Here is a 24,461-nt window from a genome sequence, read left to right as displayed (position 1 = left end):
TCCATGAACCTGGAATACATTCTTCGCCAGATCGAGCCCGACCGTGATAATCTCCGACATGACCGCTCTGCTTTGTGGATCGTTGATGACCCACCTTGGCACGTTGATGCCGTCGGGGGGCGGTCACATCATCAAAGCCTCGGGAAGTGAGAAACTTCGTTGAGTTGCACCCCCGACCGTGCATATGCGGGCGTTGAGGGGGAGGGGCCGGCATGCGCTGCGCAATGCTCGGGGGCGGCGATTTGGCACCTCGGCTCGAGCGCGCCCTTTCGTTGCCCCGGCGCGCCACCCTTCCCTTGCTCGATTTGTCACCGGACAAATCGGGCCGCGCCTGCCTGCCCGTGGCAGGCGCGAAAACGCGCTCCCGGCCCGCCCGACGCGGGCGGGCGTTCGGTGGGGAAGGCGTCCACTGGACGCCTTCTTGATCCCACATCACCCCAGCCAGGCGCGCCCCGATTGGCGCGCTCCGGGGCATCCCTCACCCCCCTTGCCTTCCGGCTTGCGCCTCTCAGGCAATCGGGCCGGGCGAAGGTCCACCGGACCTTCGGCAATCCGGCCCTCGGGGCATTGCGGCAGGCGCTTGCGCCATCTCCCCAAGCAGACGGCACCCGATTGGCACCCACTCGGAGTATGCTTCACCCGCCACCCCCAGCACCAGCGCGAACACCGGCCGCCTGTAGCGGAAGGGGGTGATCACCGAGACCTCGCCCATCCGCATTGCCGCGGTCAGGCCCCAATAGGAGGCGACGCCGAAGAGGGTGGCGAGCGCAAGGCTTGGTGCCTCGGGGGTGCCGGGCCGGGCCGGTGCAGTCGCGCCGCGCCAAGGCCGCTTCAGAAATTCACCGTCACCCCGGGCAGGCGCAGCGCCTGCATCAACTCGCGGAGTTCCTGCCGCGCGGCGACGTTGGAGATGTTGAGGGTTTCGACCCCGACATCGCGCAGATCGAGAAGTGTCAGGCCGCGCGGGAACAGCTCGCGGAAGATCACCCGCTCGGCAAAGCCGGGGGCGACGCGAAAGCCGATGCGGCGGGACAGTTGTTCCAGTGCGGCCCCGACCTTTTTCTTGTTGTGCATCTGCTGCGCGCCCAGCCGGTTGCGCAGCACCACCCAGTCGATCGGTTTCAACCCGGCGCGGGCGCGCAGCTGGCGCGCGTTCCAGACCATTTCGGAATAGATCGAGGGGCCGGTCACGCGGCTGGTTTCGGGGTCGATGCGGGCCAGAAGGTCAAAGTCGATGAAGCTGTCGTTGAGCGGGGTCACCAGCGTATCGGCCAGCGAATGCGCCACCTGGCTGAGCCGGGTGTGGCTGCCGGGGCAATCGATGACGATGAAATCGACCTCGGTTTCCAGCGCCGAGACCGCCGCCGAAAGCCGGTGGTCAAAAACGTTTTCGGCAGGCGCGAGGCGCGAAGCGTCGATCTCGGGCAGATCGCGGTATTCGGGGCTGGCAAGCTGCAGCCCCTCGCGCGCCAGAAACGCCTGCCGGTTCTCGATGTAGCGGGCAAAGCTCTGCTGGCGCAGGTCAAGGTCGAGCGCGCCGACCCGGTGGCCCATGCGCGCCAATGCGGTTGCCACATGCATGCAGGTGGTCGACTTGCCGGTGCCGCCCTTTTCATTGCCCATCACGATGATATGCGCCACCGACTCTGCCCCCGGTTGAGACTCAAAAGGCGCGCCGTTGCGGGCGCGCCTTCACTATATCTTGTGCGCCTCCAATACGAAAGCGCAAGCGGCTCAGAAACCGAGGCCCGCGTATTTGTTCTTGAACTTGGAAACGCGGCCGCCGGTATCCATCAGCTTGGCGCTGCCGCCGGTCCAGGCGGGGTGCACCAGCGGGTCGATTTCAAGCGACATCTGTTCGCCTGCCTTGCCCCAGGTGGAGCGGGTGCGGAACACGGTGCCGTCGGTCATCTTCACGTCGATGAAGTGATAGCCGGGGTGAATGTCTTTTTTCATGGTCCCGCTCCTCAGGCTTCGGCTTTGGGTTTGTAGTTGGTCACTTCCGCGATGCGGGCCGATTTGCCGCGACGGTCGCGCAGATAGTAGAGCTTGGCGCGGCGCACATGGCCACGGCGCAGCACCTCGATGCTGGCGATGTTGGTCGAATAGAGCGGGAACACCCGTTCCACGCCTTCACCGAACGAGATCTTGCGCACGGTGAACGAGGCGGCCAGCGTGGAGCCGCCCTTGCGCGCAATGCAGACGCCCTCGTAGTTCTGCACCCGGCTGCGGGTTCCCTCGGTCACCTTGTAGCCGACGCGAATGGTATCGCCGGCCTTGAAGTCGGGAATGTCCTTGCCGAGCGCGGCGATCTGCTCGGCTTCGAGTTGTGCGATAAGGTTCATCGCAAGTCCTTTCAATTGCTCACGGTTTTTCCCGTGAAGATGTGCGCGGCCTCAGAGCTCTTGGTCTTCATCCGGGTCCCGCATGTGCGCTGCACAATAAGCCCGCCAGAGGTCAGGTCGTCTTTCCTTGGTCAGCCTTTCGGCCATGTTCCGCCGCCAGTCGGCCATCTTCGCGTGGTGCCCGGATTGAAGCGTTTCCGGTATCGCGCGGCCTTCCCAGACAGTGGGTCGTGTGTAGTGCGGGTGTTCCAGAAGCCCGTGCGAGAAGCTTTCTTCCTCGGTGGAGGCCTGATTCCCAAGCACGCGGGGTATAAGGCGGACCGTCGCGTCAATCAAGGCCTGAGCGGCGATCTCGCCGCCGGTCAGGACAAAATCGCCAATGCTGACCTCCTCGACGCCGAAATGGTCGAGCGCGCGCTGATCGACACCCTCGAAACGGCCGCAAAGCAGGGTCAGGCCTTCGGCTTTTGCAAGGGCGCGCGCCATTTCCTGCGTGAACGGCTTGCCGCGCGGGGAGAGGTAGAGGACCGGCCAGCGGGCGCGATCGGGCGGGGTGCCGATGGCGGCCTCGGCCAGCGCCGCGCCGACCACATCGGCGCGCAGCACCATGCCCGCGCCGCCCCCGGCGGGGTTGTCATCGACATTGCGGTGGCGGCCGATGCCGAACGGCCGCAAATCGATGGTCTCGAGCGCCCAGAGCCCCTCGGCAAGCGCCTTGCCGGTGAGGCTGAGGCCAAGCGTGCCGGGAAATGCCTCGGGGAACAGCGTGATGATGCGGGCGGTCCAGGCACCTTTCAGGCGGGCGCTGTCGGCCATCAACTCTCGCGGCGTGGCCGAGGCGGAAATGGCGATGCGGCCATGCGAGCGGGAGGGTTTTTCGGTCATGACGCCGGTTCCAGTGCGGTCCGCAAGTTTTGCAGGCTCGGGGCCAGATCGGCGTCAGGGGCGGCTTCGAGCGCCGTTTGCAGCAGCGCCAGCAGGCGCGGCGTTGCCAGACCGAAGCCGCCGCAGGATTCGGCCTTGCCCAGCCAGCCATGCGCCATTGCCGCAGCATCGGTCTGCGTTTCGGGCACCCTCAGCGCGGCCTCGACCCAATCCACCACCTGCTCGGGGTCAAGCCGCAGCCCCACCGTGAAGGGGTGGCCGACATAGCGCAGCAGCGCCGCCTCGCAGAGCGGGTGAAAGCTGCGCCATTCAAGCAGCACGCCCAAGACCTCGTGCTCGGGTTCGTCGAGCTTCACCAGTTGGCGCACCAGATTGTCGCATTCGGCGCTGCCGGCACCCGCTTCGTGCAGGTCGTTGGCAAAGCCCGCCAGAAGCCAGTCGGACTGGCTTTGTTGCGGGGCGGGGCTTGATGGGGCGGCATCGGGCGCAGCGGCTGCCATGCCCTCGATCTGGGCGATGGCCTCGTCGAGAAAGGCCTCCATCTCGACCCGTTCCTGCGGGTTCCAGGCAAGCCGCGCCAGCGCCACGCCGACCAGCGCCAGAATGATCGGCATGGCCAGCGGCAAACCCGGCAGGCCCAGCCCAAGCGCCGCGAGGCCGCGCCCGAGGCCGAGCACCAGCGCCACCACCAGCGCCTGCACCGCCACGGTCAGCGCCGCCGCCGCGAGCGGCGCGGGCCTTGCCCAATCGGCGGCAGTCTTGGGCCAGCGCTCGGGGTGCAGGAGCACCTGCCAGAGCGTGAACACCGCTGTCAGCACCAGACCCGCCGCAACACCCTGACCCGCAAGCCCGGCCAGCAGCGGCCCCGCGTAAAGCAGCGCGCCGGAGAGGTAGAACAGCCGGTTCTTCCAGCGCAGGGTCATTCGACCTCCTCGGGCGGGTCGGCGACGATACGGCCCCGGGTGAGGTCCACGGTGGGCACCACGGCGCGGGTGAAGGGCAAGAGCAGCGCGGCGGGCACCCCCGGCACGAACACCTCAAGAATGTCGCCCGCGCCGTGGTTGTGCACGGCGCGCACCTGCCCGAGCCGCACACCGCCGGTGTCGACCACCTCGAGCCCGATCAGATCGGCGTGGTAAAATTCGTCATCGGGAAGCGACGGCAGTTTCGATTTCTCGGCCCAAAGCGTCACCCCCCGGAGCGCGTCTGCCGCCTCTTTGCTGGCGATGCCGCCGAGCCGCGCGGCAAATCCGCCCGCCACCGGGCGCGTCAGCTTGACGGTGAAACTCCGGGCGCGGTCTTCGGTAAGCAGCGGCGCATAAAGCGCGATGTCCTGAGGCTGCGCGCAAAAGCTTTTCAGCCGCACCTCGCCCTGCACGCCGAAGGCACCCGCAATGGCACCAACGCAGATCAGCTCGGGCTTGCTCATCGGCCATGCTCCCAAAGGCGAAGACCGGGCAAGGGCTGCCCGGCCAAGGAATGCGCCGCGTGCCGGTTACTCGGCGGTCTTTTCGGCCTTGGCGGCCTTTTCGGCGGCGCGCTTGACGGCTTTTTCGCCCGGCTGCGCGGCCTTGGGGTTCGAGCGCACGGTCTTGGCGATCACCCCGGCAGTTTCCAGAAAGCGCGCGACGCGGTCGGTCGGCTGCGCGCCCTGGCCAAGCCAGTATTGCGCCCGCTCGAGGTTGAGCTTGACGCGGTCTTCGCTGTCCTTGGCCAGCAGCGGGTTGTAGGTGCCCAGCTTTTCGAGGAAGCGGCCATCGCGCGGCATGCGGCTGTCGGTTGCCACGATCGAATAATGCGGGCGCTTGTTGGAGCCACCACGGGCGAGGCGGATTTTCATCGACATTGTTCAGTCTCCTTGGGTTTCAGGGTCGCGGCGGTGCCGCTATTTGAGGAATTGCTCGTGATGCCGGATCACTTCGGAAATCACGAAGGTGAGGAATTTCTTGGCGAAGGCGGGGTCGAGGTCGGCCTCGCGCGCCAGTTCTTCGAGCCGCGCGATCTGCTGGGCTTCGCGGTCGGGGTCGGAGGGTGGCAGCGCGTGTTCGGCCTTCAGCCTGCCCACGTCTTGGGTGCGCTTGAAGCGTTCGGCGAGGGTATAGACAAGGATCGCATCGAGCCGGTCGATGCTGGCGCGGTGGTCGCGCAGCAGGGCGGCGGCGCGGGCGGCGGTGTCGGTCATGGCTGGCACTCCCTGAGGCTCGCGGCAAGGGCCGGGGTGCCGCCCCGGACCCCGGGGAATTTGGGCGATGAAGAAGCGGAGCGGGTCATGCTGCGGTCTCCGGCGTGGGGTGGCGGAAGACCAGGGTCGGCTCGTCGCCGGGGTGGGCGGCGGCGGGGTCGAGGCGGGCACCAAGCCTTTCGGCCAGTGCGATGGAGCGGGCGTTGGCGGGGGCGATGTAGCTGACGGCGGTTTGCCAGCCGAGCGGGCCGAAGGCATGGGCGATGGTGGCGCGGGCGGCCTCGCGGGCGTAGCCCGCGCCTTCGGCTCCTGCGTCCCAGAGGGTCCAGCCGATTTCGGGCTCCGGCCAGGTGGCGGGGAACCAGGGCCCGCACATGCCTATGGCACGGCGATCGTCGCGACGGGTGATCACGAAGGTGCCAAAGCCGCGCATCGCCCAATGGCCGATGACGTGGCCCCAGGCGCGCCACGAGATTGCCTCGGTATAATCGACCGAGCGCACGAATGCGGCGCGGTCGCTAGCCAGAAAGGCGTCGAAGGCGGGCCAGTCGCCGCCTTCGGGCGCGCGCAGCAGCAGCCTTTCGGTTTCCAGCATCGGGGTGGCGGCCAGCGTGATCATGCTGGGGCCCCCGGCGGCACCGGGTGGTGCCAGACCTGCGCGGCACTGCCCAGAACCTCGGCGGTGCCTTCGAGCCGGGCACCCATGCGGCGGGCGAGGCTCTGCGAGCGTTCGTTCTGGGGGTGGATCACGCTGATGGCAGTGCGCCAGCCGAGCTTTGCAAAGGCGAAGTCGCGCGCCGCCACGGCGGCTTCATGGGCGTAGCCCTTGCCCTCGAAACCCGCGATGACCATCCAGCCGATTTCAGGCTCGGGCCAGCCATCGGGGAAATAGGGGCCGACCTGACCGACGTAGGAACCGGTGGCCTTTTCCTCGACCGCGAAGAAGCCGTAGCCGCGGATCACCCAATGCCCGCTTTCGGCGCAAAAGCTGCGCCAGGCGTTCCAGCGATCGCGCAGACCGCCGCGCAATGCGGCGCGCCCGGTCTGATAGAAGGCGGCATAGGGCTCGAAATCCTCGAAACGGTTGGCGCGCAGGACCAGCCGCTCGGTTTCAAGAACCGGGATATGGACGCTCAGCGCGGTCATTTCTTGCGGCCAAGCCCCAGCCCGGACAGCCCGCCGGGCAGTTTCAGCCCGCCCGGCGCACCCGGAAAGCCGCCGCCCATGCCGCCAGCCACTTTCATCGCGCGCGCCGCCTCTTCCAATTGCGCGGGGTCCATGTTTTTCAGGTCGGGCAGGCCGCCCTTGCCGCCCATCATGCCCTTCATCGCCTGCTTGAGCATGCCGCCACGCCCCATCTTCTTCATCGTGTCGGCCATCTGCCGGTGCATCTTCATCAGGCGGTTGAGTTCGGCCACATCAAGCCCGGCCCCGGCGGCGATACGCTTTTTGCGGCTGGCTTGCAGCAGGTCGGGGTTGGCGCGTTCCTTTTTGGTCATCGAGCCGATCAGCGCAATCTGGCGGCGCAGCATGCGGTCATCAAAGCCCGCCGTCTCGGCTGCCTTGGCCATCTTGCCCATGCCGGGCAGCATGCCCATGACGCCCTGCATGCCGCCCATCTTCAGCATCTGGTCAAGCTGGCCGCGCAGGTCGTTCATGTTGAACAGGCCCTTCTGGAAGCGCCGCATCATCCGCTCGGCCTGTTCGGCCTCGAAGGTTTCCTGCGCCTTTTCGACCAGCGCCACGATATCGCCCATGCCGAGAATGCGGCCGGCGATGCGCTCTGCCTCGAAGGTTTCAAGCGCGTCGAGTTTTTCGCCGAGGCCGACGAAGCGGATCGGCTTGCCGGTGACGGCGCGCATCGAAAGCGCGGCACCGCCGCGCCCGTCGCCATCCATCCGGGTCAGGACGACGCCGGTGATGCCGACCTTGCCGTCAAATTCGGTCGCGACGTTCACCGCGTCTTGCCCGGTCAGGCCATCGACCACCAGCAGGGTTTCGCGCGGGTTGGTGGCATCGCGCACCGCCTGCACTTCGGCCATCAGCACTTCGTCGATATGCAGCCGCCCGGCGGTGTCGAGCAGGTAGACATCATAGCCGCCGAGGCTTGCCTGCTGGCGCGCGCGTTTGGCGATGTCGACCGGCTTTTGCCCCGGCACGATCGGCAGCGTATCGACGCCGATCTGGGTGCCAAGGATGGCAAGCTGTTCCATCGCCGCCGGGCGGTTCACGTCAAGCGAGGCCATCAGCACGCGCTTGCCGTTACGCTCCTTGAGGCGGCGGGCGAGCTTGGCGGTGGTGGTGGTCTTGCCCGAGCCTTGCAGGCCGACCATCAAGAGTGCTGCGGGCGGATTGTCGATTTTCAGCGCGTCGGGTTCGCCGTCGCCTGCCAGAACCCGGATCAGTTCGTCATGGACGATCTTCACGACCTGCTGGCCGGGGGTAACCGATTTGGTGACCGCCTGACCCTTGGCCTTGGCCTCGACCGCCTTGATGAAATCGCGCGCCACGGAAAGCGAAACATCGGCTTCCAGAAGCGCCACCCGCACTTCGCGCAGCGCGGTGGCAACGTCGGCCTCGCTCAGCGCGCCCTGTTTGGTCAGCCGCGCGAACACCCCGCCAAGGCGTTCGGATAGGTTCTCGAACATCGCGCGCCCTCCGGGGACTGCGGCAAAGACCAAGGGCGCCAGTGGGCGCAACGCGCTGACTGACGGCGATCCCTGCCAATGGCATAAGGACCGGAAGCGCATGCCTCCGGGGAATGCGGTCGATCTAGGGGCAAAGCAGGGAGGAGTCAACCGCCAGCGGTGCCGGGGCACGCTGGCGAAAGGTGGCGGCCAGAACATCATTGCGCGGCCACACCGAGCGGCGCAAAATGCACAGGAATTGTTTGCGGGTGCACAGATGGGCTTTGAAAACTGGGACGAGATTCGCACCGCCTATCAGGTCGCGCGGGTTGGCACGGTTTCCGGCGCGGCCGAGGTGATGGGGGTGCACCATGCTACCGTGATCCGCCATATCGACGCGCTGGAGGCGCGGCTTGGGGCGCGGCTTTTCCAGCGCCACCCGCGCGGCTACACGCCGACCGAGGCGGGGCGGCTGCTCTTGGCGGTGGCACAGGCGACGGAAGACCAGTTTGCCCAGCTTGGCGCGCGCATTGCCGGGGCGGGCGGCGAGGTTTCGGGCGAGTTGATCATCACCTCGCTGCCGAACCTTTCGGCCATGGTGATACCGGCGATGGCGCGGCTGGTTGCCGAGCACCCGGCGGTGCGGCTGCGCTACATCACCGACCTTCGGGTGTTCCGGCTGGAATACGGCGAGGCGCATGTGGCGATCCGTGCGGGGGCCAAGCCCGCCGAGCCCGACAACGTGGTGCAGCCGCTGACCGAGCGGCAGACCGCGCTTTACGCCGCCCCCGCCTATCTGGCGGCGCATGGCACCCCGGCAAGCGATGCCGATCTGGCGCGGCACCGGTTTGTCGGCCCCGAAGCCGCCGGGGGCCGCGCGCCCTATCACCGCTGGCTGTTCGACCATGTGCCACGCGAAACCATCGTCTTCGCCACGAATGAAGCCGATGCGCAGCGCGCGGCGATTGTGGCGGGCATCGGGCTTGGCTTTCTGCCGGTGCTGGAGGCACGCGGGCGCAGCGATCTGGTCGAGGTGATGGGGCCGCGCCCGGAATGGTCAGCGCCCTTGTGGCTTGTCAGCCATGTCGATCTGCACCGCACGCCAAAGGTACAGGCGGCGCTCGCCGCGCTGAAGGCAGCGGCGGCGGCCTGTCCGAGCGAGGGCTAGGCCCTATTCCTCGGGCTTGTCGCGAGTGCCAAACAGCCCTGCCAATGCGCGGCCCACAAGCGCGCGCACCTTCGGGCGCGGGAGTACGGTGAAGGCCAGCGGGCGGCAGACCTCGATCGCGGCAATACCAACGCGGGCAGTAAGCGCGCCGTTCACCACGCCTTCGCCAAAGCGCCGCGAAAGCTTGGCAAGCAGGCCGCCGCCCGCCACGGTTTCGATCAGGTCATCGCCCACGGCCACCGCGCCGGTTGCCACCAGATGCGTCATTACCGTGCGCGCCAGCCGCCAGCTGCCGAAGGTTCCGGCGCGGCCGCCGTAAATCTCGGCCACCCGGCGGATCATCCGCAGGTTGGCGGTCAGCGCCGCCACGACATCGGCAAGCGCCAGCGGCACCAGCGCGGTAACCGTGGCGACAAGCCGCGCCGCCGCCTCGACCTCGGCCCGTGCGGCGGCATCGAGCGGGGCCATAAGTTCGGTTTCGGCAAGGCCGAGCAGGCTTTCCGCATCCAGCATTTCGGCCTCGCGTTCGGCAAGCCGAGCCCGCGCCCATGCAAGCTCCGCCCGACCGGCATAGAGCGCGCGAAGCCGCGCCGTCACCGCGCGCGCCGCGGTGAGGTTGCCCGAGGCAAGAGCCGCCGAGGCAGCGCGGTGCACCCGGTCGAGGCGGGCGAGGCGGGCGAAGGCCGCAAGCTCGCGCAGTGCCAGAAGCGCTGCGGCGATCAGGAAGGCGGCAAGCAGGCCGGTGCCGAGCCAGCCCAGAAGCGGATGCGCGGCGATCAGGCCGCTCAGAAAGTTCCATGCCGCGACCGAGGCGAGAAAACCCGTCAGCGCCAGCGCCGCCTGCCAGAAAAACCGCGTCAGCCGCGATGGCCGCCGCGCCGCAAGCCGCGCCGCGATCTGCATGGCGCGGCCCTCGGGCGGGGCAAGGGTGCCAAGGTCGGGCACCGGGGCGGCATCGGCGGGGCTTGGCGCGCTGCCTGCAAGTTCGATCAGGACCGGTCCGGGGCGGGTGCCGGGGCGGGGAACGCCGAGCGGTTCGGGGCGGGAGCCGGGGTTCGGGTCTTTCATCTGGGCCTCGCGAGCTTGTCGCCCAGCAGGAATTCGGCGGCGCGGTCGAGCCTGATGTGCGGCGGGCCGTCGCCGGGTTTCAGCCGCTGCGCGGCGGGGCGAAAATCCATCATCGCGTAATCGGCCCCGAGCCATTTCGTGGCACCTTGCCGCGCCGGGGTCAGAAGCTGCCCCGGGTCATCGGGCAGCGCGCCGGGGTAGAAGGCCGCCTGCCGCCCGTCCGCCAGCGTTCCGCGCACCGCCTCAAGCGGCGCGCCGTTGTGGCTCAGGGTTTCCTCGGTGGTGGTGCGCAGCGCGGCAATTGCCAACGCCTCGGTGCGGGCCCCGGCGAAACTGGCGCGGTCGCGCGCCTCGCGCAGCATCGCCTGCATGATCGCGGTCAGTTGCGGGTGCTGCGAATGGTGCAGATGATCGGCCTTGGTGGCGGCAAACAGGATCCGGTCGATGCGTTTGATGCCGATCAGGCGCGCCAGTCGCCCGGAGCGGCCGGGGCGGAAGGCGGTGAGGATCTCGGCCATGGCGCGGCGCATGTCTTCCACCGCCTGCGGCCCGGCATGGATTGCCCCGAGCGCGTCGAGCAACACCACCTGCCGGTCGATGCGGGCGAAATGGTCGCGGAAGAACGGCCGCACCACATGCGCCTTGTACGCCGCAAAGCGCCGCGCCATTTCGCGCCAGAGGCAGCCGCGCGGCGCATCGGCGGGGCGCGGCATCGGCGCGAAGGTCAGCACCGGCGAACCCGCAAGCTCGCCCGGCAGCAGAAAGCGCCCCGGTGTGCAATCCGACCAGCCCGCAGCGCGGCTGGCCAGCAGATGCGCGGTAAAGGCAGCGGCGAGCGCCTGCGCGGCGGGTTCGGTGAACGCCGCGCCGGTCTCAGCGGCGGCAAGCGCTGCGAGGTATTCGGGGCCGAGCGGGCGGGCGGCAAGGCGGGCGAGGGTCGCCTCGGACCATGCGGCAAAGCTCTGGTCAAGCAGGGCGAGGTCGAGCAGCCATTCGCCGGGGTAATCGACGATGTCGAGGTGCAGCTTGCGCGGGCCACGCAGCGCGCCAAGCATGCCGCCGGGCTGGATCAGGAACGAAAGCCTGAGTTCGGAGACTGCGCGGGTGCCTTGGGGCCAATGCGGCGCGGGGCCGGTGAGCGCCGCGAGGTGCGATTCGTAATCGAAGCGCGGCACGGTATCGTCGGGCTGCGGTTGCAGCCAGGCGGCGCGAATGGTGCCGGTGCTGGCGGCGACAAGGCCCGGCATACGGCCACGGTCCATCAGGTTGGCGACCAGCGAGGTGATGAACACCGTCTTGCCCGACCGCGACAGGCCGGTGACCCCGAGCCGCAGCACCGGCTCGAATAGTGCCGCCGACACCGAGGCCCCGAACTGCTCGACCCCGCGCGCCACCCCGTCCGCAATATCGCCGATGCCCAAGATGCTGCGCCCCCAGAGGTTTGGCTCAAGATAGGCGGGCGGGCGGCGCGATGAAAGGGGCTGCGTCGGTGTGGCCCGATGCGCGCCGCGCGGGGGGCTATCTGCCCCCCCGCGACCCGAGCGCTCCCCCGTTGCCACCGCGCCCCTGTTGCCCGCCGCTACCCATCGCCCGCTTCCACATCGCTCCACGCGCCCCCGGGTTCCCTCGCTGCCACCGCGCCCGTGACTCCGCGCCGGTGTCTCCGCGCTTCCCCGCTGCCGCCGCGTCCCCGCGACCCCCGCTGCCGCTGCGCTCCCTGTCGCAGCCGCGCTCCCCCGTTGCCGCCGCGCCCGTGACCCCCGCGCTCAAGCGCTGCAGCCGCGCTCCCCCGCTGCCGCTGCCCCCGTGACTCCACGCTCACGCACTGCCACCGTGCCCCCGTGACTCCACGCTCCCGCGCTGCCACCGCGCCCGTGACTCCGCGCTCCGCCGCTGGCACCGCGCTCCACGCGGCCCCGCTACCCTTCGCCCGCTGCCGCCGCGCTCCCCAGCTGCCACGGCGTCCCGCCGCGCCTCCCTGTTGCCACCGGTTCCCCCGCTGGCACCGCCCCCCCTGCTGCCATCGCGACCCCCCGAAGGGCATTTCGACACTGCCCAAACGCGGTGCGGGATTGTCAGCGGGCAACAGGGCGGGATATGGGGGCACATGCCCAGATATGCGCTCCTGCTTGAATATGACGGCGGCCCTTTCGCGGGCTGGCAGCGGCAGGCGGGGCATGCCTCGGTGCAGGGCGCGGTCGAGGCGGCGTTGGGGCGGTTGCAGGCAGAGCCGGTGACGATTGCGGCGGCGGGGCGCACCGATGCCGGGGTGCATGCCACCGGGCAGGTGGCGCATGTGGACCTTGGGCGCGCCTGGGAACCGTTCCGGCTTGCCGAGGCGCTGAACGCGCAGTTGCGCCCCGATCCGGTGGCGGTGCTGGCGGTGGCCGAGGTCGGCGCGGATTTCCACGCCCGGTTTTCGGCACTGGAGCGGCGCTATCTGTTCCGGCTGCTGGAGCGGCGCGCGCCTGCGGTGCTGGAGCGGGGGCGGGTGTGGCAGGTGAAGGCGGCGCTTGATCTGGCCGCAATGCGCGCGGGCGCGGCGCAGCTGATCGGCACCCATGATTTCACCACCTTCCGCTCGACGCTTTGCCAGGCAAGATCGCCGGTCAAGACGCTCGACGAGATCGGCTTTGAGACGCTGGCGGTGCCGGGCGGGCGCGAGATACGGCTGCATTTCCGGGCGCGCAGTTTTCTGCACAATCAGGTGCGCTCGATCGTCGGCACGCTGGAGCGGGTGGGGGCCGGGGCCTGGGCACCCGGCGACGTCGCCGCAGCCCTGGCGGCGCGGGACCGGGCGGCCTGCGGGCCGGTCTGCCCGCCACAGGGGCTTTGCCTTGCCGGGGTGCGCTACGCGGCCGATCCTTTCGCGGGCTGAGGTTTCTGCGCGGCGCTGCACAGCGGATGAGCGCGCATCGGCCTGATATCGACCCGGATTCGGCGCTATGTTGGGGTCAGTGCAGCCTGCAAAACGAATCCCGCGAGGTAAGACCGATGAGCGCCCCGATCCACCCCGAAACCCGCATTGGCCATGTGCATCTGAAGGTGGCCGACCTTGACCGCGCCATCGGCTTTTATGCCGGGGTGCTCGGCTTCGAGGTGCAGCAGCGCTATGGCACCGGGGCAGCATTCCTTTCCGCCGGGGGCTATCATCACCACATCGGGCTCAACACCTGGGAAAGCCGGGGTGGCAAGCCGCCGGCGCGCGGCACCACCGGGCTATACCATACCGCCTTTCTCTACCCCGACCGCGCCAGCCTTGCCGATGCCTTGCGCCGCCTGGTTGCGGCAGGCTGGCCGCTTGAAGGTGCCTCGGACCACGGGGTGAGCGAGGCGATCTACCTCAGCGATCCCGATGGCAACGGAGTCGAGCTTTACCGCGACCGCCCCGAGGCCGACTGGCCGCGCAACGCCGACGGCAGCCTTGCCATGGTCACCGCACCGCTCGACCTTGAAAAGCTGCTGGGCGAGGCCCCCTGATCGGGGCGCGGGCAAAGAGGATGACGTTGCCCAGAAGCGTCAGCCCGACACCCGCCAGCGCCGACCATTGCCATTCATAGCCCTCGAACCCCCAGGAGAGCATGAGCGCGATGACCGGGAACATCACCGTTGCATAGGCCGCGCGCCCCGAGCCGATGCGCGCAACCAGCATCAGGTAGGTGGTGAAACCGATCACCGAGCCGAAAAGCGCCAGATAGGCGAGCGCGCCGAGGTAGCGCAGATCGGGTGGCAGCGGCAGCGCGGTGCCGCTGAGCCCGATCAGCGCCAGCAGAAAGGCCGCGCCATAGCCCATGCCCCAGGCGTTGGCGGTAAGCGGCGGCACGCCAGAGGCGCTCTGCCGCCGCGACACCATGTTGCCGAGCGAAAAGAACAGCGTGCCGAGCATCGCCAGGCCGATGCCTTTCAGCGCGGCAAGATTGAGCGCGCCGCCAAAGAGGTCGTGCCAGAAGATCGCCACCAGCCCGGCCACCCCGACCGCAGTTGCCAGAACCGCGCGCGCGCTGATCCGCTCGCCAAAGAACAGCCGCGCGTTCACCGCGTTGAAGATGCTGGCGAGCGAGAAGATCACCGAAACCAGGCCCGAGGGAATATAGGCGGTGGCGTGGTAGAAACAGAGGAAATTGAGGCTGAACAGGCAAAGGCCCTGCAAGCCCATGAACAGGTGATCGCGCGGGCGGGTGCGGGCCAGCCGCCCGCTGGCGATCAGCAGCGGCCAGAGCAGCAGCGCCGCCAGCGCGAAGCGGTAAAAGATCGAGGCGAGCACCGGAACCGGGCCAAGTTGCAGCGCAATGGCAAGCCAGGTCGAGCCCCAGATGAGCACGGTGGCGGCGAAAAGGGCTAGGTTCATGGCGGGCTCCTTCGGGCCACCTCGCTAGCGGTTTTTCGCGCCCAGCGGCAAGCCAAATCGCCCCGCTGCCGCCGAATTCGCGGCACCGGTCGTAGCGCGCTCCGCGGGGGGTATTTGAGCATTAGAGAAACGGCGATCTCTTCAACGCCCAAATACCCGGATGCAAGCTCACAAGGGGGGCACCGGTGGCGGCTGGACCCTGCCGCGGCAAAGTGCTTTCATGCCCGCCGCAAAGAGGGAGGGCCCGTGATGGCATTTGGCACGCATATCCGCACCTGGTTCGATGGGCGCTGGCACGAGGGCGACGTGGCGGTGATGCGTGCGGCGGACCATGGCATCTGGCAGGGCAGTTCGGTATTCGACGGGGCGCGGTATTTCGAGGGCGTCGCCCCCGATCTTGCGGCGCATTGTGCCCGCGTCAACCGCTCGGCCGAGGCGCTGATGATTACCCCGACGCTTGCGGCAGAGGAGATGGAGGCGATGGCGCGCGAGGGGCTGGCGCGCTACGCCGAGGGGGCGGCGGTTTATGTGCGGCCGATGTACTGGGCGATCCACGGCTCGGAACTTGGGGTGGCACCGATGCAGGGGGTCACCGGTTTTGCGCTTTGTCTCGAGCAGGTGCCGATGCCCGCACCCGAGGCCACGACCACGCTGACCACCACAAGTTTCCGCCGCCCGGTGCTGGCCGACAACGTCTGCAACGCCAAGGCGGGCTGCCTTTACCCCAACAATGCGCGGATGCTGGTCGAGGCGCAGCAAAAGGGCTTTGGCAATGCGCTGGTCTGCGATGCGATGGGCAATGTGGCAGAAACCGCCACCGCGAATGTGTTCATGGTGCGTGATGGTGTCGCCTTCACGCCGATCGCCAACGGCACCTTCCTTTCCGGCATCACCCGGGCGCGGCACATCGCAAATTTGCGCGCCGACGGGGTGGAGGTGCGCGAGACAGTGCTGACGATCGACGATTTCCGCGCTGCCGACGAGGTGTTCCTTTCGGGCAACTTCGCCAAGGTCACGCCGGTGCGGGGTTTTGACGATGTGAGCTACCAGCTTGGGCCGATCACCCGCCGGGCGCGGGCGCTTTACTGGGATTTCGCGCATTCGGGAGCATGATCCGGCGGCTGGCACGGCTGGCGCTGGCGCTTTGGGCGGCGGGTTCGGTGGTGCTGGCGGGGGTGCTCTTGGCGCAGCACCCCTTTGCCGTGCCGACGTTGGAGAGCGCCCGCGCGGCACTGGCGCGCGCTGTCGCCGCGACCGCGACCCCCGGCTTTGTCAGCACCCGGCTGGCGGTGGCGGCGGAGGCACCGCTGATGTGGCGCTTTACCTCGACCTGGCGCGCGAACGGGGGCTGGCGCTGCCGCCCGGGCTTGTGGGCGAGGCCGGGGCGATGCTGGCGGAAGATCAGGGCTGGCTGGCGGAAGCGGGCGATTGCGCCGCCTGCGCCTGGGATATCGGCAGCTGCCGGACGCTGGCCGAGCTTGGCTATTGCGCGCTGCCGCTGGAGCCTCGCCGCTGGGCGACGTGAATGCGCTGCGCCGCGCCGGGCTGGCCTGGTCGCTTGGCCAAGAGGTGGACCAGTTCGAGGCCGGGTTGGCGGTGGCGGGGCTGGTGGCCACCGGGTTGGTGCTGAGCAGCGGTGGTGCCAGCGCCACGGTCAAGGTCGGGGTGACCGGGCTGCGCCTGGCGCGCAAACTGGGCAGCGTGCCCGCGCGGCTGCAGGCTGAGCTTTCGGACGCGGCGCGGGCGCTGAACCGCTGGGACACGTTGCCCCATGTGCTGGCCCGGCTGGCCCGGCTGGCCGAAGTGGCCGGCCCCGATACGCGGCGCGCGCTGGCGGTGTTGGGCAAGGCCCGCGCCTTTCGCGCGCTCGGCCGCGCTGGCGATGGCGGGGCTTGTGCTGGCGCAAATCGGCGCGGCGCTGGCGGCGGTCGGCAAACTGGCGCTGCGCCGCGCGCTCGCCCCGCCAAGGGTAGTTGCCAAGCGCCGCGCTTCCGCGCCATGATCACGCCGAGCTGAGGGGGGGCTTGATGCGCAAGTTTCTGGTGGTGCTTGACGACACCCGCGAATGCCTGAACGCGATGCGATTTGCGGCATTGCGTGCTGCGCATACCGGTGCCGGGGTGACGATACTTGCGGTGATTCCGCCCGAGGAATACCAGCACTGGATCGGCGTTGCCGAGATCATGCGCGACGAGGCGCGCGAGCGGATCGAGGCGCATTTCGAGGTTTTCGCCAAGTGGATGCGCGACAAGCAGGGGATCAACCCGGAGCTGCTTATCCGCGAGGGCGAGCCCGCCGCCGAGATCCTGGCGGTAATCCGTGAAAATCCGCAGATCGGCGTGCTGGTGCTTGGCGCGGGCAGCGACAAGGCCGGGCCGGGGCCGCTGGTCACCCATCTGTCGCGCAGTTCGGCCAGCCTGCCCTGCCCGCTGACCATCGTGCCGGGCGACATGTCGAAGGAACGGCTGGAGGAAATCACCTGAGCCGGGGGGCGGCCGCCCCCGGACCCCCGCGGGTATTTTCGCAAAGAAGAAGCCCTGCCGATTTGCCGGGCGGCAAACTTGACGAAAACGCTTGGGAAGCGCATATGCGGTGCTGACGCGCACGGAGGCTGCCCATGTTCATCCAGACCGAAACCACGCCGAACCCGGCAACGCTGAAGTTTCTGCCCGGCATGACCGTGCTGGAAACCGGCACCGCCGATTTTCCGGCACCCGAGGCGGCGGCGGGCTCGCCGCTGGCGCGGCGACTGTTCGCCCAGACCGGGGTCACCGGGGTGTTTCTGGGTGCCGATTTCATCACCGTGACCAAGGCCGAGGCGGTGGCATGGGAGCACATGAAACCGGCGCTGCTTGGCGCGATCATGGAGCATTTCCAGTCTGGCGCGCCGGTGCTGGAGGCGGCGGCGAAGGCCGCGGGCGGGCATGCGGGGCACGACGGCCCCGATGCCGCGATCGTGGCGCAGATCAAGGAATTGCTCGACACGCGGGTGCGCCCGGCGGTGGCGCAGGATGGCGGCGACATCACCTTTCATGGCTTCGAGCGGGGCGTCGTCTACCTGCACATGCAGGGGGCCTGCGCCGGTTGCCCGTCAAGCACGCTGACGCTGAAGATGGGCATCGAGAACCTGCTGCGCCATTACATTCCGGAGGTGAGCGAGGTGCGCCCGGTTGCGCTCTGAGGCACTGATATTGGGGTTCGACACATCGGCCGCGCATTGCGCGGCCGCTTTGCTTGCGGGCGAGGTGCTGCTTGAGGCCCGCTTTGAGGCGATGGCCAAGGGGCAGGCGGAACGGCTGATGCCGATGCTGGAAGAGATGCTGGCCCGCGCCGGTGTGGGCTGGCGCGATCTGGCGGCACTTGGCGTTGGTACCGGGCCGGGCAATTTTACCGGGGTGCGGATTTCGGTGGCGGCGGCGCGCGGGCTGGCGCTGGCGCTGGGGATACCCGCCGTGGGGGTGAGCGGGCTGGAGGCGGCGGCCTTCGGGCTGCCAAGGCCGCTCGTGGTAGCGATGGATGCGCGGCGAGGCGAGGTTTACGCGCAGGCTTTCGACCCCAATGGCGCGGCGCGGCTTGCCACCGCCGAGGCGCTGGCGGGCGAACTGGTGACGGGGCAGGCGGTGACCGGGTCGGCTGCGCCAGCGCTGGCCGGGGCGGTGCCGGGGCTGCGGTTGCTGGACGCGGCAATGCCGTTGTCCGAGGCGGTGGCGCGGCTTGCGGCGGCGCGGCGCGCAACGCCGCAGCCACGCCCCGCGCCACTCTATTTGCGCGCCGCCGATGCCGCCTTGCCGGGCGAGCCCGCGCCGGTGATCGTGCCATGACACCCGCGGCGATGGCGGCGCTGCACGCCGCCGCCTTCAGCACGCCGCGGCCATGGAGTGCCGCGGAGATTGCCGGTTTGTGCGCGACTGCCGGGGTTTTCGTGCTGGGTGATTCGCGCGGTTTCGTGCTGGGGCGGGCGCTGGCGGGCGAAGCCGAGCTCTTGACCCTTGCGGTTGCCCCGGCGGAGCGGCGGCGCGGGCTTGGCCGCGCGCTGCTGGCCGGGTTCGAGGCGGCGGCGCGCCTTGCCGGGGCCGAGGCCGCATTTCTGGAGGTGGCTGCGGCAAATGCGCCCGCGCGCGCGCTTTATGCCGCTGCGGGCTGGCGCGAGACCGGGCGGCGGCGCGGCTATTACCGCAATCCCGATGGCAGCCCGGAAGATGCGCTGGTGCTGACGCGGGCGCTTGGCGCGCGCTGAACCGCATCCGCCGCGAGATTGCTATTGACCGCCTCGCCTGCTTTCGCCCTAATCACCGGGTCTGCGGGCATTTCGCCCGCCAACAGGCGTCCGCCAAGTGGCGGGTGCGCAACAGACCGGGAGACACCTATGACCCTCATGAAACAGTTCCTTGGCGCGGCGGCGACGCTGGCGCTTTGCGCAGGTCCGGCGCTTGCCGATCCGGCGCTGATCTATGATCTTGGCGGCAAATTCGACAAATCCTTCAACGAAGCTGCCTTTGGCGGTGCCGAGCGCTGGAAGGCGGAAACCGGCGGCAGCTACAAGGAACTGGAAATGCAGTCGGAAGCGCAGCGCGAGCAGGCGCTCCGCCGCCTTGCCGAAACCGGTGCCAACCCGATCGTGATGACCGGCTTTGCTTTTGGCGATGTGCTGAACACGGTTGCGCCCGACTACCCGAACACCAGATTCGCGATCATCGACATGGTGGTTGACCAGCCGAACGTGCGTTCGGTGGTATTCACCGAAGAGCAGGGTTCCTACCTTGTCGGCATCATGGCGGGGATGGCCTCGAAAACCGGCACCGTCGGCTTCATCGGCGGCATGGATATTCCGCTGATCCGCAAGTTCGGCTGCGGCTATGCGCAGGGTGTCAAGGCAGCCAACCCGGCAGCCAAGGTGATCCAGAACATGACCGGCACCACGCCGACCGCCTGGAACGACCCGGTGAAGGGCGCGGAACTGACCGCCTCGCAGGTGTCGCAAGGCGCTGACGTGATCTATGCGGCAGCGGGCGGCACCGGCATTGGCGTGCTGCAGGCGGCGGCGGATGCGGGCATCCTGTCGATCGGCGTGGACAGCAACCAGAACCACCTGCAACCGGGCAAGGTGCTGACCTCGATGCTCAAGCGCGTCGATAACGCGGTTTACGATGCCTTCATGTCGGGCACCGATCTGGAAACCGGCATCAACGTGATGGACCTTGCCGCCGGTGGCGTGGGCTTTGCGATGGATGACAACAACGCCGCTCTTGTCAGCCCCGAAATGCTGGCCGCGGTGGAAGCCGCCGCTGCCAAGATCATCTCGGGCGAGATCATGGTGCATGACTACATGAGCGACAACACCTGCCCGGTCAACTGATCGGCGATGGCGAAAGCTCAGCCTTCGGGGCGGCGGGAAACTGCCGCCCCAGCGATAGAATTGCGCGGCATTTCAAAGGCCTTCGGGCCGGTGCAGGCGAATAAGGACATTTCCATTCGGGTGATGCCAGGCACCATCCACGGCATCATCGGGGAGAACGGCGCGGGCAAATCGACGCTGATGTCGATCCTTTACGGGTTTTACCGGGCCGACGCGGGCGAGATATTCATTCGCGGCAAGCCGACGATCATTCATGACAGTCAGGCGGCGATCCGCGCGGGCATCGGCATGGTGTTCCAGCATTTCAAGCTGGTGCAGAATTTCACCGTGCTGGAGAACGTCATTCTGGGCGTTGAAGAGGGCATGCTCTTGCACCCATCGCTGGCCCGTGCGCGCGTTGCGCTGGCGCAACTGGCCGAGGAATATGCGCTTGAGGTGGACCCCGATGCGCTGATCGAAGAGCTTTCAGTCGGCCAGTTGCAGCGAGTTGAGATATTGAAGGCGCTTTATCGCCACGCCGAAGTGCTCATCCTCGACGAACCGACCGGGGTGCTGACCCCCGACGAGGCCGACCATCTGTTTCGCATCCTCGGCAACCTGCGCGAACAGGGCAAGACGATCATCCTCATCACCCACAAGCTGCGCGAGATCATGGAGATCACCGATACGGTCAGCGTGATGCGGCGCGGCGAGATGACCGCGACGGTCAAGACCTCCGAGACCAGCCCCGAGGCGCTGGCCGAGTTGATGGTGGGGCGCAAGGTGCTGCTGGATGTGACCAAGGGCCCAGCAAACCCCGGTGCCAATGTGCTCGAGGTGGAAAACCTGCGGGTGATCGACGCCGACGGGGTCGAGCGGGTGAAGGGGATCAGCTTTGCGATCCGCGCGGGCGAAATATTCGGCATCGCCGGGGTATCGGGCAACGGTCAGTCGGAACTGCTCAAGGTGCTTGGCGGGTTTCAGAAGGCGACCGGCACGGTGCGGATCAACGGCCAGGAGATTGACCTTTCCGGGCACCATTCCGATGGCCAGACCCGGCGCGCGCGCGGCATTGCGCATGTGCCCGAGGACCGCCAGCACCTTGGCCTGATCATGGATTTCACCGCTTGGGAAAACCTGATCTTCGGCTATCACAACGCGCCCGAATACCAGTCCAACGCGCTGTTGATGGACAATGCGGGCATCATTGCCGAGGCCGCAAGAAAGCTGGAGCGATTCGACGTGCGCCCGCCCAGCCCGATGCTGCCCGCGAAAAGCTTTTCCGGCGGCAACCAGCAAAAACTGGTGCTGGCGCGCGAGATCGAGCGCAACCCTGACCTGTTGCTGGTCGGCCAGCCGACGCGCGGGGTGGATATTGGCGCGATCGAGTTCATTCACAAACAGATCATCGCGCTGCGCGATGCGGGCAAGGCGGTGCTGCTGGTTTCGGTCGAGCTTGACGAGATACTCTCGATGTCCGACCGGATCGCGGTGATGTTCGACGGTCGCATCATGGGCGAGCGCGACCCGGAGAAAACCGATCAGCGCGAGCTTGGCCTGTTGATGGCCGGTGTCGGCACGGAGGCGGCATGATGGGCAGGCTTCCGGCATGGGCGGATGTGGTGCTGATCCCGCTGATGAGCATCATTGCCGCATTCGGCATTTCGGCGCTGGTCATTCTCTACATCGGGGAAAACCCGTGGGAGGCGCTGAAGCTGATGGTCGATGGCGCGCTCGGCTCGGCCTATGGCTGGGGCTACACGCTTTATTACGCAACCAACTTCATGTTCACCGGGCTGGCGGTTTCGATCGCTTTCCGCGCCAGCCTGTTCAACATCGGCGGCGAGGGGCAGGCGATGCTCGGCGGGCTTGGCGTGGCGGTGGTGGCGCTGGCGTTGCCCTGGCCGCACTGGACGCTGGCCTTGCCCGCGGCAATGCTGGGCGCAATCGTCTTTGGCGCGGCCTGGGCGGCGATTCCGGCCTGGTTGCAGGCGCGGCGCGGCAGCCACATCGTCATTACCACGATGATGTTCAACTTCATCGGTGCGGCGCTTTTGAACTATGTGCTGGTCAATATCCTGCGCCCGGCGGGCAGCATGGACCCCGCCACCGCGCGCTTTCCCAAAGGCGCGCATCTGCCGACGCTGCATGACCTGCCGCTGATCGGCAGCTATTTCGACAAGAACACCCCCGCCAACATCACCCTTTTCGTGGCGCTCGCGGCTTGTGTGGCGGTCTGGTACCTGTTGTTCCGCTCGCGGCTTGGCTATGCGATCCGGGCCTTTGGCAAATCGGAATCGGCGGCGGTTTACGCCGGTATCTCGCCGTTCCGCATCACCATGTATGTGATGCTGCTGTCCGGCGGCCTGTCGGGCATGATGGCAATCAACAACGTAATGGGAGAGGCCGAGCGGCTGGTGCTGAACGCGGTCGAAGGGGCGGGCTTCATTGGCATCGCGGTGGCGCTGATGGGGCGCAACCACCCGTTCGGGGTGTTCCTGGCGGCGCTCTTGTTCGGCTTTCTCTATCAGGGCGGGGCCGAGCTTGGGCTTTGGACCACAATCCCGATCGAATTGCGCACGGTGGTGCAGGCGCTTGTGATCCTGTTCACCGGGGCGCTTGACAACATGATGCGCATGCTCGTCGAACGGATCTTCGCGCTCGGGCACCGCAGGAGGGCCGCGTGATGGAGTTTTCAACCCTCATCCAGGTGCTCGACAGCGGTGTGCGGTTAGGCATTCCGCTGCTGCTGGCCTGCCTCGCCGGGCTTTATTCGGAACGTTCGGGCGTGTTCGACATCGGGCTTGAGGGCAAGATGCTGATGGGGGCCTTTGCCGCCGGGGCGGTGGCCTCGATCACCGGCTCGGCCTGGCTTGGGCTGGCGGCGGCAATCGGCGGCTCGCTGGCGCTGGCGGCGATCCACGGTCTCGCCTCGATCACCTTTCGCGGCAACCAGCTTATTTCTGGCGTGGCGATCAACTTTCTGGCCTCGGGGCTGACGGTGCTGATCGGGCAGAACCTGTTTCACCTCGGTGGCCGCACGCCGCCGATCAAGGGTGCCGCGCGGTTCGAATCGATCACCCTGCCGGGGGCCGATGCGCTGCGCGATGTGCCGGTGATCGGTCCCGTCTACTACGACCTGATTTCGGGCCACACCATCCTTGTCTATATCGCCTTCGCAATCGTGCCACTGACCTGGTTCCTGCTGTTTCGCACCCGTTTCGGGCTGCGCCTGCGGGCGGTGGGCGAAAACCCGGAATCGGTCGATACCGCTGGCGTTTCGGTGCTGCGGCTGCGCTATACGGCGGTGGCGATGGCGGGCATCCTGTGCGGCATCGCCGGGGCTTACCTTGCCACCTCGGCCCCCTCTGCGGGCTTTGGCAAGGAGATGACGGCGGGCAAGGGCTTCATTGCGCTGGCGGCGCTGATCTTCGCCAACTGGCGGCCGTGGCGGGCGCTGGGGGCAACCATGCTTTTTGGTGTGCTGGAGGCGGTGGCGATCCGGTTTCAGAACATCGACGTAGGGCTTTTTGTGGTGCCGGTGCAGTTCATGCAGGCGCTGCCCTATATTCTGACCGTGGTCATTCTGGCCGGGTTCATCGGCAAGGCGACGCCGCCGCGCGCGGGGGGGCAAGCCTATGTCAAGGAGCGCTGAGCTTGCCGCGCTGATCCGCGCCCGCGCCGGGGCGGAACCGCCGCGGCTCGGGCTGATCCTCGGGTCCGGGTTGGGGCATCTGGCAGAGGCCGTGCGGGGGGAGGCAATCGACTATGCCGATCTGCCCGGCTTTCCGCATGCTGGCGTTTCCGGGCACAACCCGCGCCTTGTGCTGGGTGACCTGGAAGGGGTGCGGGTGGCGGTGTTCGGCGGGCGCGCGCATTACTATGAACGCGGCAACCCCGCCGAAATGCGCCTGCCGCTGGAAGTGCTGAAGGCACTGGGTGCCGAAAGCCTGATCCTGACCAATGCCGCCGGGTCGCTGCGAGCCGATATTCCGCCGGGCGGGCTGATGCTGCTTGCCGATCACATCAACCTTTCCGGGGCCAATCCGCTGATCGGCGAGGCCGACGATGCGCGCTTCGTGCCGATGACCGAGGCGCATGATCCCGCGATGCGGGCGGCGCTCAAGTCCGCCGCAAGCGCCGAGGGCGTGGAGCTGCCCGAAGGCGTCTATTGCTGGTTCTCCGGGCCCTCGTTCGAAACCCCCGCCGAAATTCGCGCGGCAAAGGTGCTTGGTGCCGATGCGGTGGGCATGTCCACCGTGCCCGAGGTTATTCTCGCGCGCTTTCTTGGCCTGCGGGTGGCGGCGGTTTCGGTGGTGACCAACATGGGCGCGGGAATGTCGGCCGAGGCGATCAGCCACGAACACACCAAGGCCATGGCCCCGCTTGGCGCGGCAAAACTGGAACGCGTGCTGCGACGATACCTGCGCGACCTCGCCTGAGCCCCGCCCGGCGGGGTTTGACAGTGCCCGGCTCAGGGCGCAAGCTTTCCCCCGAAAAGGC

Annotated in this window: 29 protein-coding genes; 15 read left to right on the top strand and 14 right to left on the bottom strand. The window is 67.9% G+C overall.

Features of this window, described 5'->3' with window-relative positions:
• Positions 1-831 precede the first annotated feature (831 nt).
• The 11 genes from Q8J98_RS13725 to ffh all read right to left on the bottom strand — a co-directional run bounded on the left by Q8J98_RS13725 (position 832) and on the right by ffh (position 8,060).
• Complete coding sequence (locus tag Q8J98_RS13725) at positions 832-1,641, bottom strand: division plane positioning ATPase MipZ (protein ID WP_305185686.1); 810 nt, start codon at positions 1,639-1,641, stop codon at positions 832-834.
• Between the two features lie 93 nt (positions 1,642-1,734).
• A complete protein-coding gene (gene rpmE, locus Q8J98_RS13720; RefSeq protein ID WP_305294867.1) occupies positions 1,735-1,956 on the bottom strand; it encodes a 50S ribosomal protein L31 in 222 nt (73 codons plus the stop codon).
• Positions 1,957-1,967: 11 nt separating this feature from the next.
• On the bottom strand, positions 1,968-2,345 hold the full coding sequence (gene rplS, locus Q8J98_RS13715; RefSeq protein ID WP_305185688.1) for a 50S ribosomal protein L19: 378 nt from the start codon (positions 2,343-2,345) through the stop codon (positions 1,968-1,970).
• Between the two features lie 51 nt (positions 2,346-2,396).
• Positions 2,397-3,230 carry a tRNA (guanosine(37)-N1)-methyltransferase TrmD gene (gene trmD / locus Q8J98_RS13710; protein ID WP_305294866.1) on the bottom strand — a complete coding sequence of 278 codons (834 nt, stop codon included), beginning with the start codon at positions 3,228-3,230 and terminating at the stop codon, positions 2,397-2,399.
• On the bottom strand, positions 3,227-4,153 hold the full coding sequence (locus Q8J98_RS13705; protein WP_305294865.1) for a hypothetical protein: 927 nt from the start codon (positions 4,151-4,153) through the stop codon (positions 3,227-3,229). The genes trmD and Q8J98_RS13705 overlap by 4 nt, the downstream gene beginning before the upstream one ends.
• Positions 4,150-4,659, bottom strand: a complete 510-nt coding sequence (rimM, locus tag Q8J98_RS13700) for a ribosome maturation factor RimM (protein WP_305294864.1) — start codon at positions 4,657-4,659, stop codon at positions 4,150-4,152. The genes Q8J98_RS13705 and rimM overlap by 4 nt, the downstream gene beginning before the upstream one ends.
• A 66-nt stretch (positions 4,660-4,725) precedes the next feature.
• Complete coding sequence (gene rpsP / locus Q8J98_RS13695) at positions 4,726-5,076, bottom strand: 30S ribosomal protein S16 (protein ID WP_305294863.1); 351 nt, start codon at positions 5,074-5,076, stop codon at positions 4,726-4,728.
• Between the two features lie 39 nt (positions 5,077-5,115).
• Positions 5,116-5,412 (bottom strand): chorismate mutase, encoded by a 297-nt coding sequence (locus Q8J98_RS13690; protein WP_305185693.1) that lies wholly within the window; start codon positions 5,410-5,412, stop codon positions 5,116-5,118.
• Between the two features lie 85 nt (positions 5,413-5,497).
• Entirely contained in the window at positions 5,498-6,031 is a 534-nt protein-coding gene (locus Q8J98_RS13685; RefSeq protein ID WP_305294862.1) for a GNAT family N-acetyltransferase, read from the bottom strand.
• Positions 6,028-6,558, bottom strand: a complete 531-nt coding sequence (locus Q8J98_RS13680; protein ID WP_305294861.1) for a GNAT family N-acetyltransferase — start codon at positions 6,556-6,558, stop codon at positions 6,028-6,030. The genes Q8J98_RS13685 and Q8J98_RS13680 overlap by 4 nt, the downstream gene beginning before the upstream one ends.
• On the bottom strand, positions 6,555-8,060 hold the full coding sequence (gene ffh, locus Q8J98_RS13675) for a signal recognition particle protein (RefSeq protein WP_305294860.1): 1,506 nt from the start codon (positions 8,058-8,060) through the stop codon (positions 6,555-6,557). Before ffh ends, Q8J98_RS13680 begins: the two co-directional genes overlap by 4 nt.
• A gap of 256 nt (positions 8,061-8,316) precedes the next feature.
• Here ffh and Q8J98_RS13670 point away from each other — a divergent pair, with 256 nt between their 5' ends.
• On the top strand, positions 8,317-9,207 hold the full coding sequence (locus Q8J98_RS13670) for a LysR family transcriptional regulator (RefSeq protein ID WP_305294859.1): 891 nt from the start codon (positions 8,317-8,319) through the stop codon (positions 9,205-9,207).
• 3 nt (positions 9,208-9,210) lie between these two features.
• On the opposite strand, the gene Q8J98_RS13665 is transcribed toward Q8J98_RS13670, so the two are convergent.
• Positions 9,211-10,275, bottom strand: a complete 1,065-nt coding sequence (locus Q8J98_RS13665; RefSeq protein WP_305294858.1) for a YcjF family protein — start codon at positions 10,273-10,275, stop codon at positions 9,211-9,213.
• Positions 10,272-11,696: a YcjX family protein gene (locus Q8J98_RS13660; protein ID WP_305294857.1), complete on the bottom strand. Its 1,425-nt coding sequence runs from the start codon at positions 11,694-11,696 to the stop codon at positions 10,272-10,274. Before Q8J98_RS13660 ends, Q8J98_RS13665 begins: the two co-directional genes overlap by 4 nt.
• Positions 11,697-12,382: 686 nt before the next feature.
• Between Q8J98_RS13660 and truA the strand changes: the two genes are divergently transcribed.
• The gene (gene truA / locus Q8J98_RS13655; RefSeq protein WP_305294856.1) at positions 12,383-13,153 is read left to right on the top strand and encodes a tRNA pseudouridine(38-40) synthase TruA; all 771 of its coding nucleotides are present in this window, start codon (positions 12,383-12,385) and stop codon (positions 13,151-13,153) included.
• A gap of 116 nt (positions 13,154-13,269) precedes the next feature.
• On the top strand, positions 13,270-13,755 hold the full coding sequence (locus Q8J98_RS13650; protein WP_305185701.1) for a VOC family protein: 486 nt from the start codon (positions 13,270-13,272) through the stop codon (positions 13,753-13,755).
• On the opposite strand, the gene Q8J98_RS13645 is transcribed toward Q8J98_RS13650, so the two are convergent.
• Entirely contained in the window at positions 13,709-14,623 is a 915-nt protein-coding gene (locus tag Q8J98_RS13645) for a DMT family transporter (RefSeq protein ID WP_305294855.1), read from the bottom strand. The two genes, Q8J98_RS13650 and Q8J98_RS13645, sit on opposite strands and share 47 nt — an antisense overlap.
• Before the next feature lie 249 nt (positions 14,624-14,872).
• Here Q8J98_RS13645 and Q8J98_RS13640 point away from each other — a divergent pair, with 249 nt between their 5' ends.
• The 12 genes from Q8J98_RS13640 to Q8J98_RS13585 all read left to right on the top strand — a co-directional run bounded on the left by Q8J98_RS13640 (position 14,873) and on the right by Q8J98_RS13585 (position 24,400).
• On the top strand, positions 14,873-15,736 hold the full coding sequence (locus Q8J98_RS13640; protein ID WP_305183728.1) for a branched-chain amino acid aminotransferase: 864 nt from the start codon (positions 14,873-14,875) through the stop codon (positions 15,734-15,736).
• 199 nt (positions 15,737-15,935) lie between these two features.
• Positions 15,936-16,148 carry a hypothetical protein gene (locus Q8J98_RS13635; protein WP_305294854.1) on the top strand — a complete coding sequence of 71 codons (213 nt, stop codon included), beginning with the start codon at positions 15,936-15,938 and terminating at the stop codon, positions 16,146-16,148.
• Positions 16,109-16,639: a hypothetical protein gene (locus Q8J98_RS13630; protein WP_305294853.1), complete on the top strand. Its 531-nt coding sequence runs from the start codon at positions 16,109-16,111 to the stop codon at positions 16,637-16,639. The genes Q8J98_RS13635 and Q8J98_RS13630 overlap by 40 nt, the downstream gene beginning before the upstream one ends.
• A gap of 11 nt (positions 16,640-16,650) precedes the next feature.
• Positions 16,651-17,106 carry a universal stress protein gene (locus Q8J98_RS13625; protein ID WP_305183725.1) on the top strand — a complete coding sequence of 152 codons (456 nt, stop codon included), beginning with the start codon at positions 16,651-16,653 and terminating at the stop codon, positions 17,104-17,106.
• A 134-nt stretch (positions 17,107-17,240) separates the two neighbouring features.
• Positions 17,241-17,804 (top strand): NifU family protein, encoded by a 564-nt coding sequence (locus tag Q8J98_RS13620; protein ID WP_305183724.1) that lies wholly within the window; start codon positions 17,241-17,243, stop codon positions 17,802-17,804.
• Complete coding sequence (gene tsaB, locus Q8J98_RS13615) at positions 17,794-18,444, top strand: tRNA (adenosine(37)-N6)-threonylcarbamoyltransferase complex dimerization subunit type 1 TsaB (protein ID WP_305294852.1); 651 nt, start codon at positions 17,794-17,796, stop codon at positions 18,442-18,444. The genes Q8J98_RS13620 and tsaB overlap by 11 nt, the downstream gene beginning before the upstream one ends.
• A complete protein-coding gene (locus Q8J98_RS13610) occupies positions 18,441-18,860 on the top strand; it encodes a GNAT family N-acetyltransferase (protein WP_305294851.1) in 420 nt (139 codons plus the stop codon). The genes tsaB and Q8J98_RS13610 overlap by 4 nt, the downstream gene beginning before the upstream one ends.
• Positions 18,861-18,989: 129 nt before the next feature.
• Entirely contained in the window at positions 18,990-19,979 is a 990-nt protein-coding gene (locus Q8J98_RS13605) for a BMP family protein (protein WP_305183721.1), read from the top strand.
• 6 nt (positions 19,980-19,985) lie between these two features.
• On the top strand, positions 19,986-21,551 hold the full coding sequence (locus Q8J98_RS13600; protein WP_305294850.1) for an ABC transporter ATP-binding protein: 1,566 nt from the start codon (positions 19,986-19,988) through the stop codon (positions 21,549-21,551).
• The gene (locus Q8J98_RS13595; RefSeq protein ID WP_305183729.1) at positions 21,551-22,645 is read left to right on the top strand and encodes an ABC transporter permease; all 1,095 of its coding nucleotides are present in this window, start codon (positions 21,551-21,553) and stop codon (positions 22,643-22,645) included. Before Q8J98_RS13600 ends, Q8J98_RS13595 begins: the two co-directional genes overlap by 1 nt.
• Positions 22,645-23,613 carry an ABC transporter permease gene (locus tag Q8J98_RS13590; RefSeq protein ID WP_305294849.1) on the top strand — a complete coding sequence of 323 codons (969 nt, stop codon included), beginning with the start codon at positions 22,645-22,647 and terminating at the stop codon, positions 23,611-23,613. Before Q8J98_RS13595 ends, Q8J98_RS13590 begins: the two co-directional genes overlap by 1 nt.
• Entirely contained in the window at positions 23,597-24,400 is an 804-nt protein-coding gene (locus tag Q8J98_RS13585) for a purine-nucleoside phosphorylase (protein ID WP_305294848.1), read from the top strand. Before Q8J98_RS13590 ends, Q8J98_RS13585 begins: the two co-directional genes overlap by 17 nt.
• The last annotated feature ends 61 nt before the right edge of the window (positions 24,401-24,461 follow it).

This window comes from Phaeovulum sp. (assembly GCF_030684035.1).
Taxonomy (GTDB): domain Bacteria; phylum Pseudomonadota; class Alphaproteobacteria; order Rhodobacterales; family Rhodobacteraceae; genus UBA6213.
Note: the sequence above shows the minus strand (reverse complement) of the source record. Positions and strands in the feature narration are given on the sequence as shown.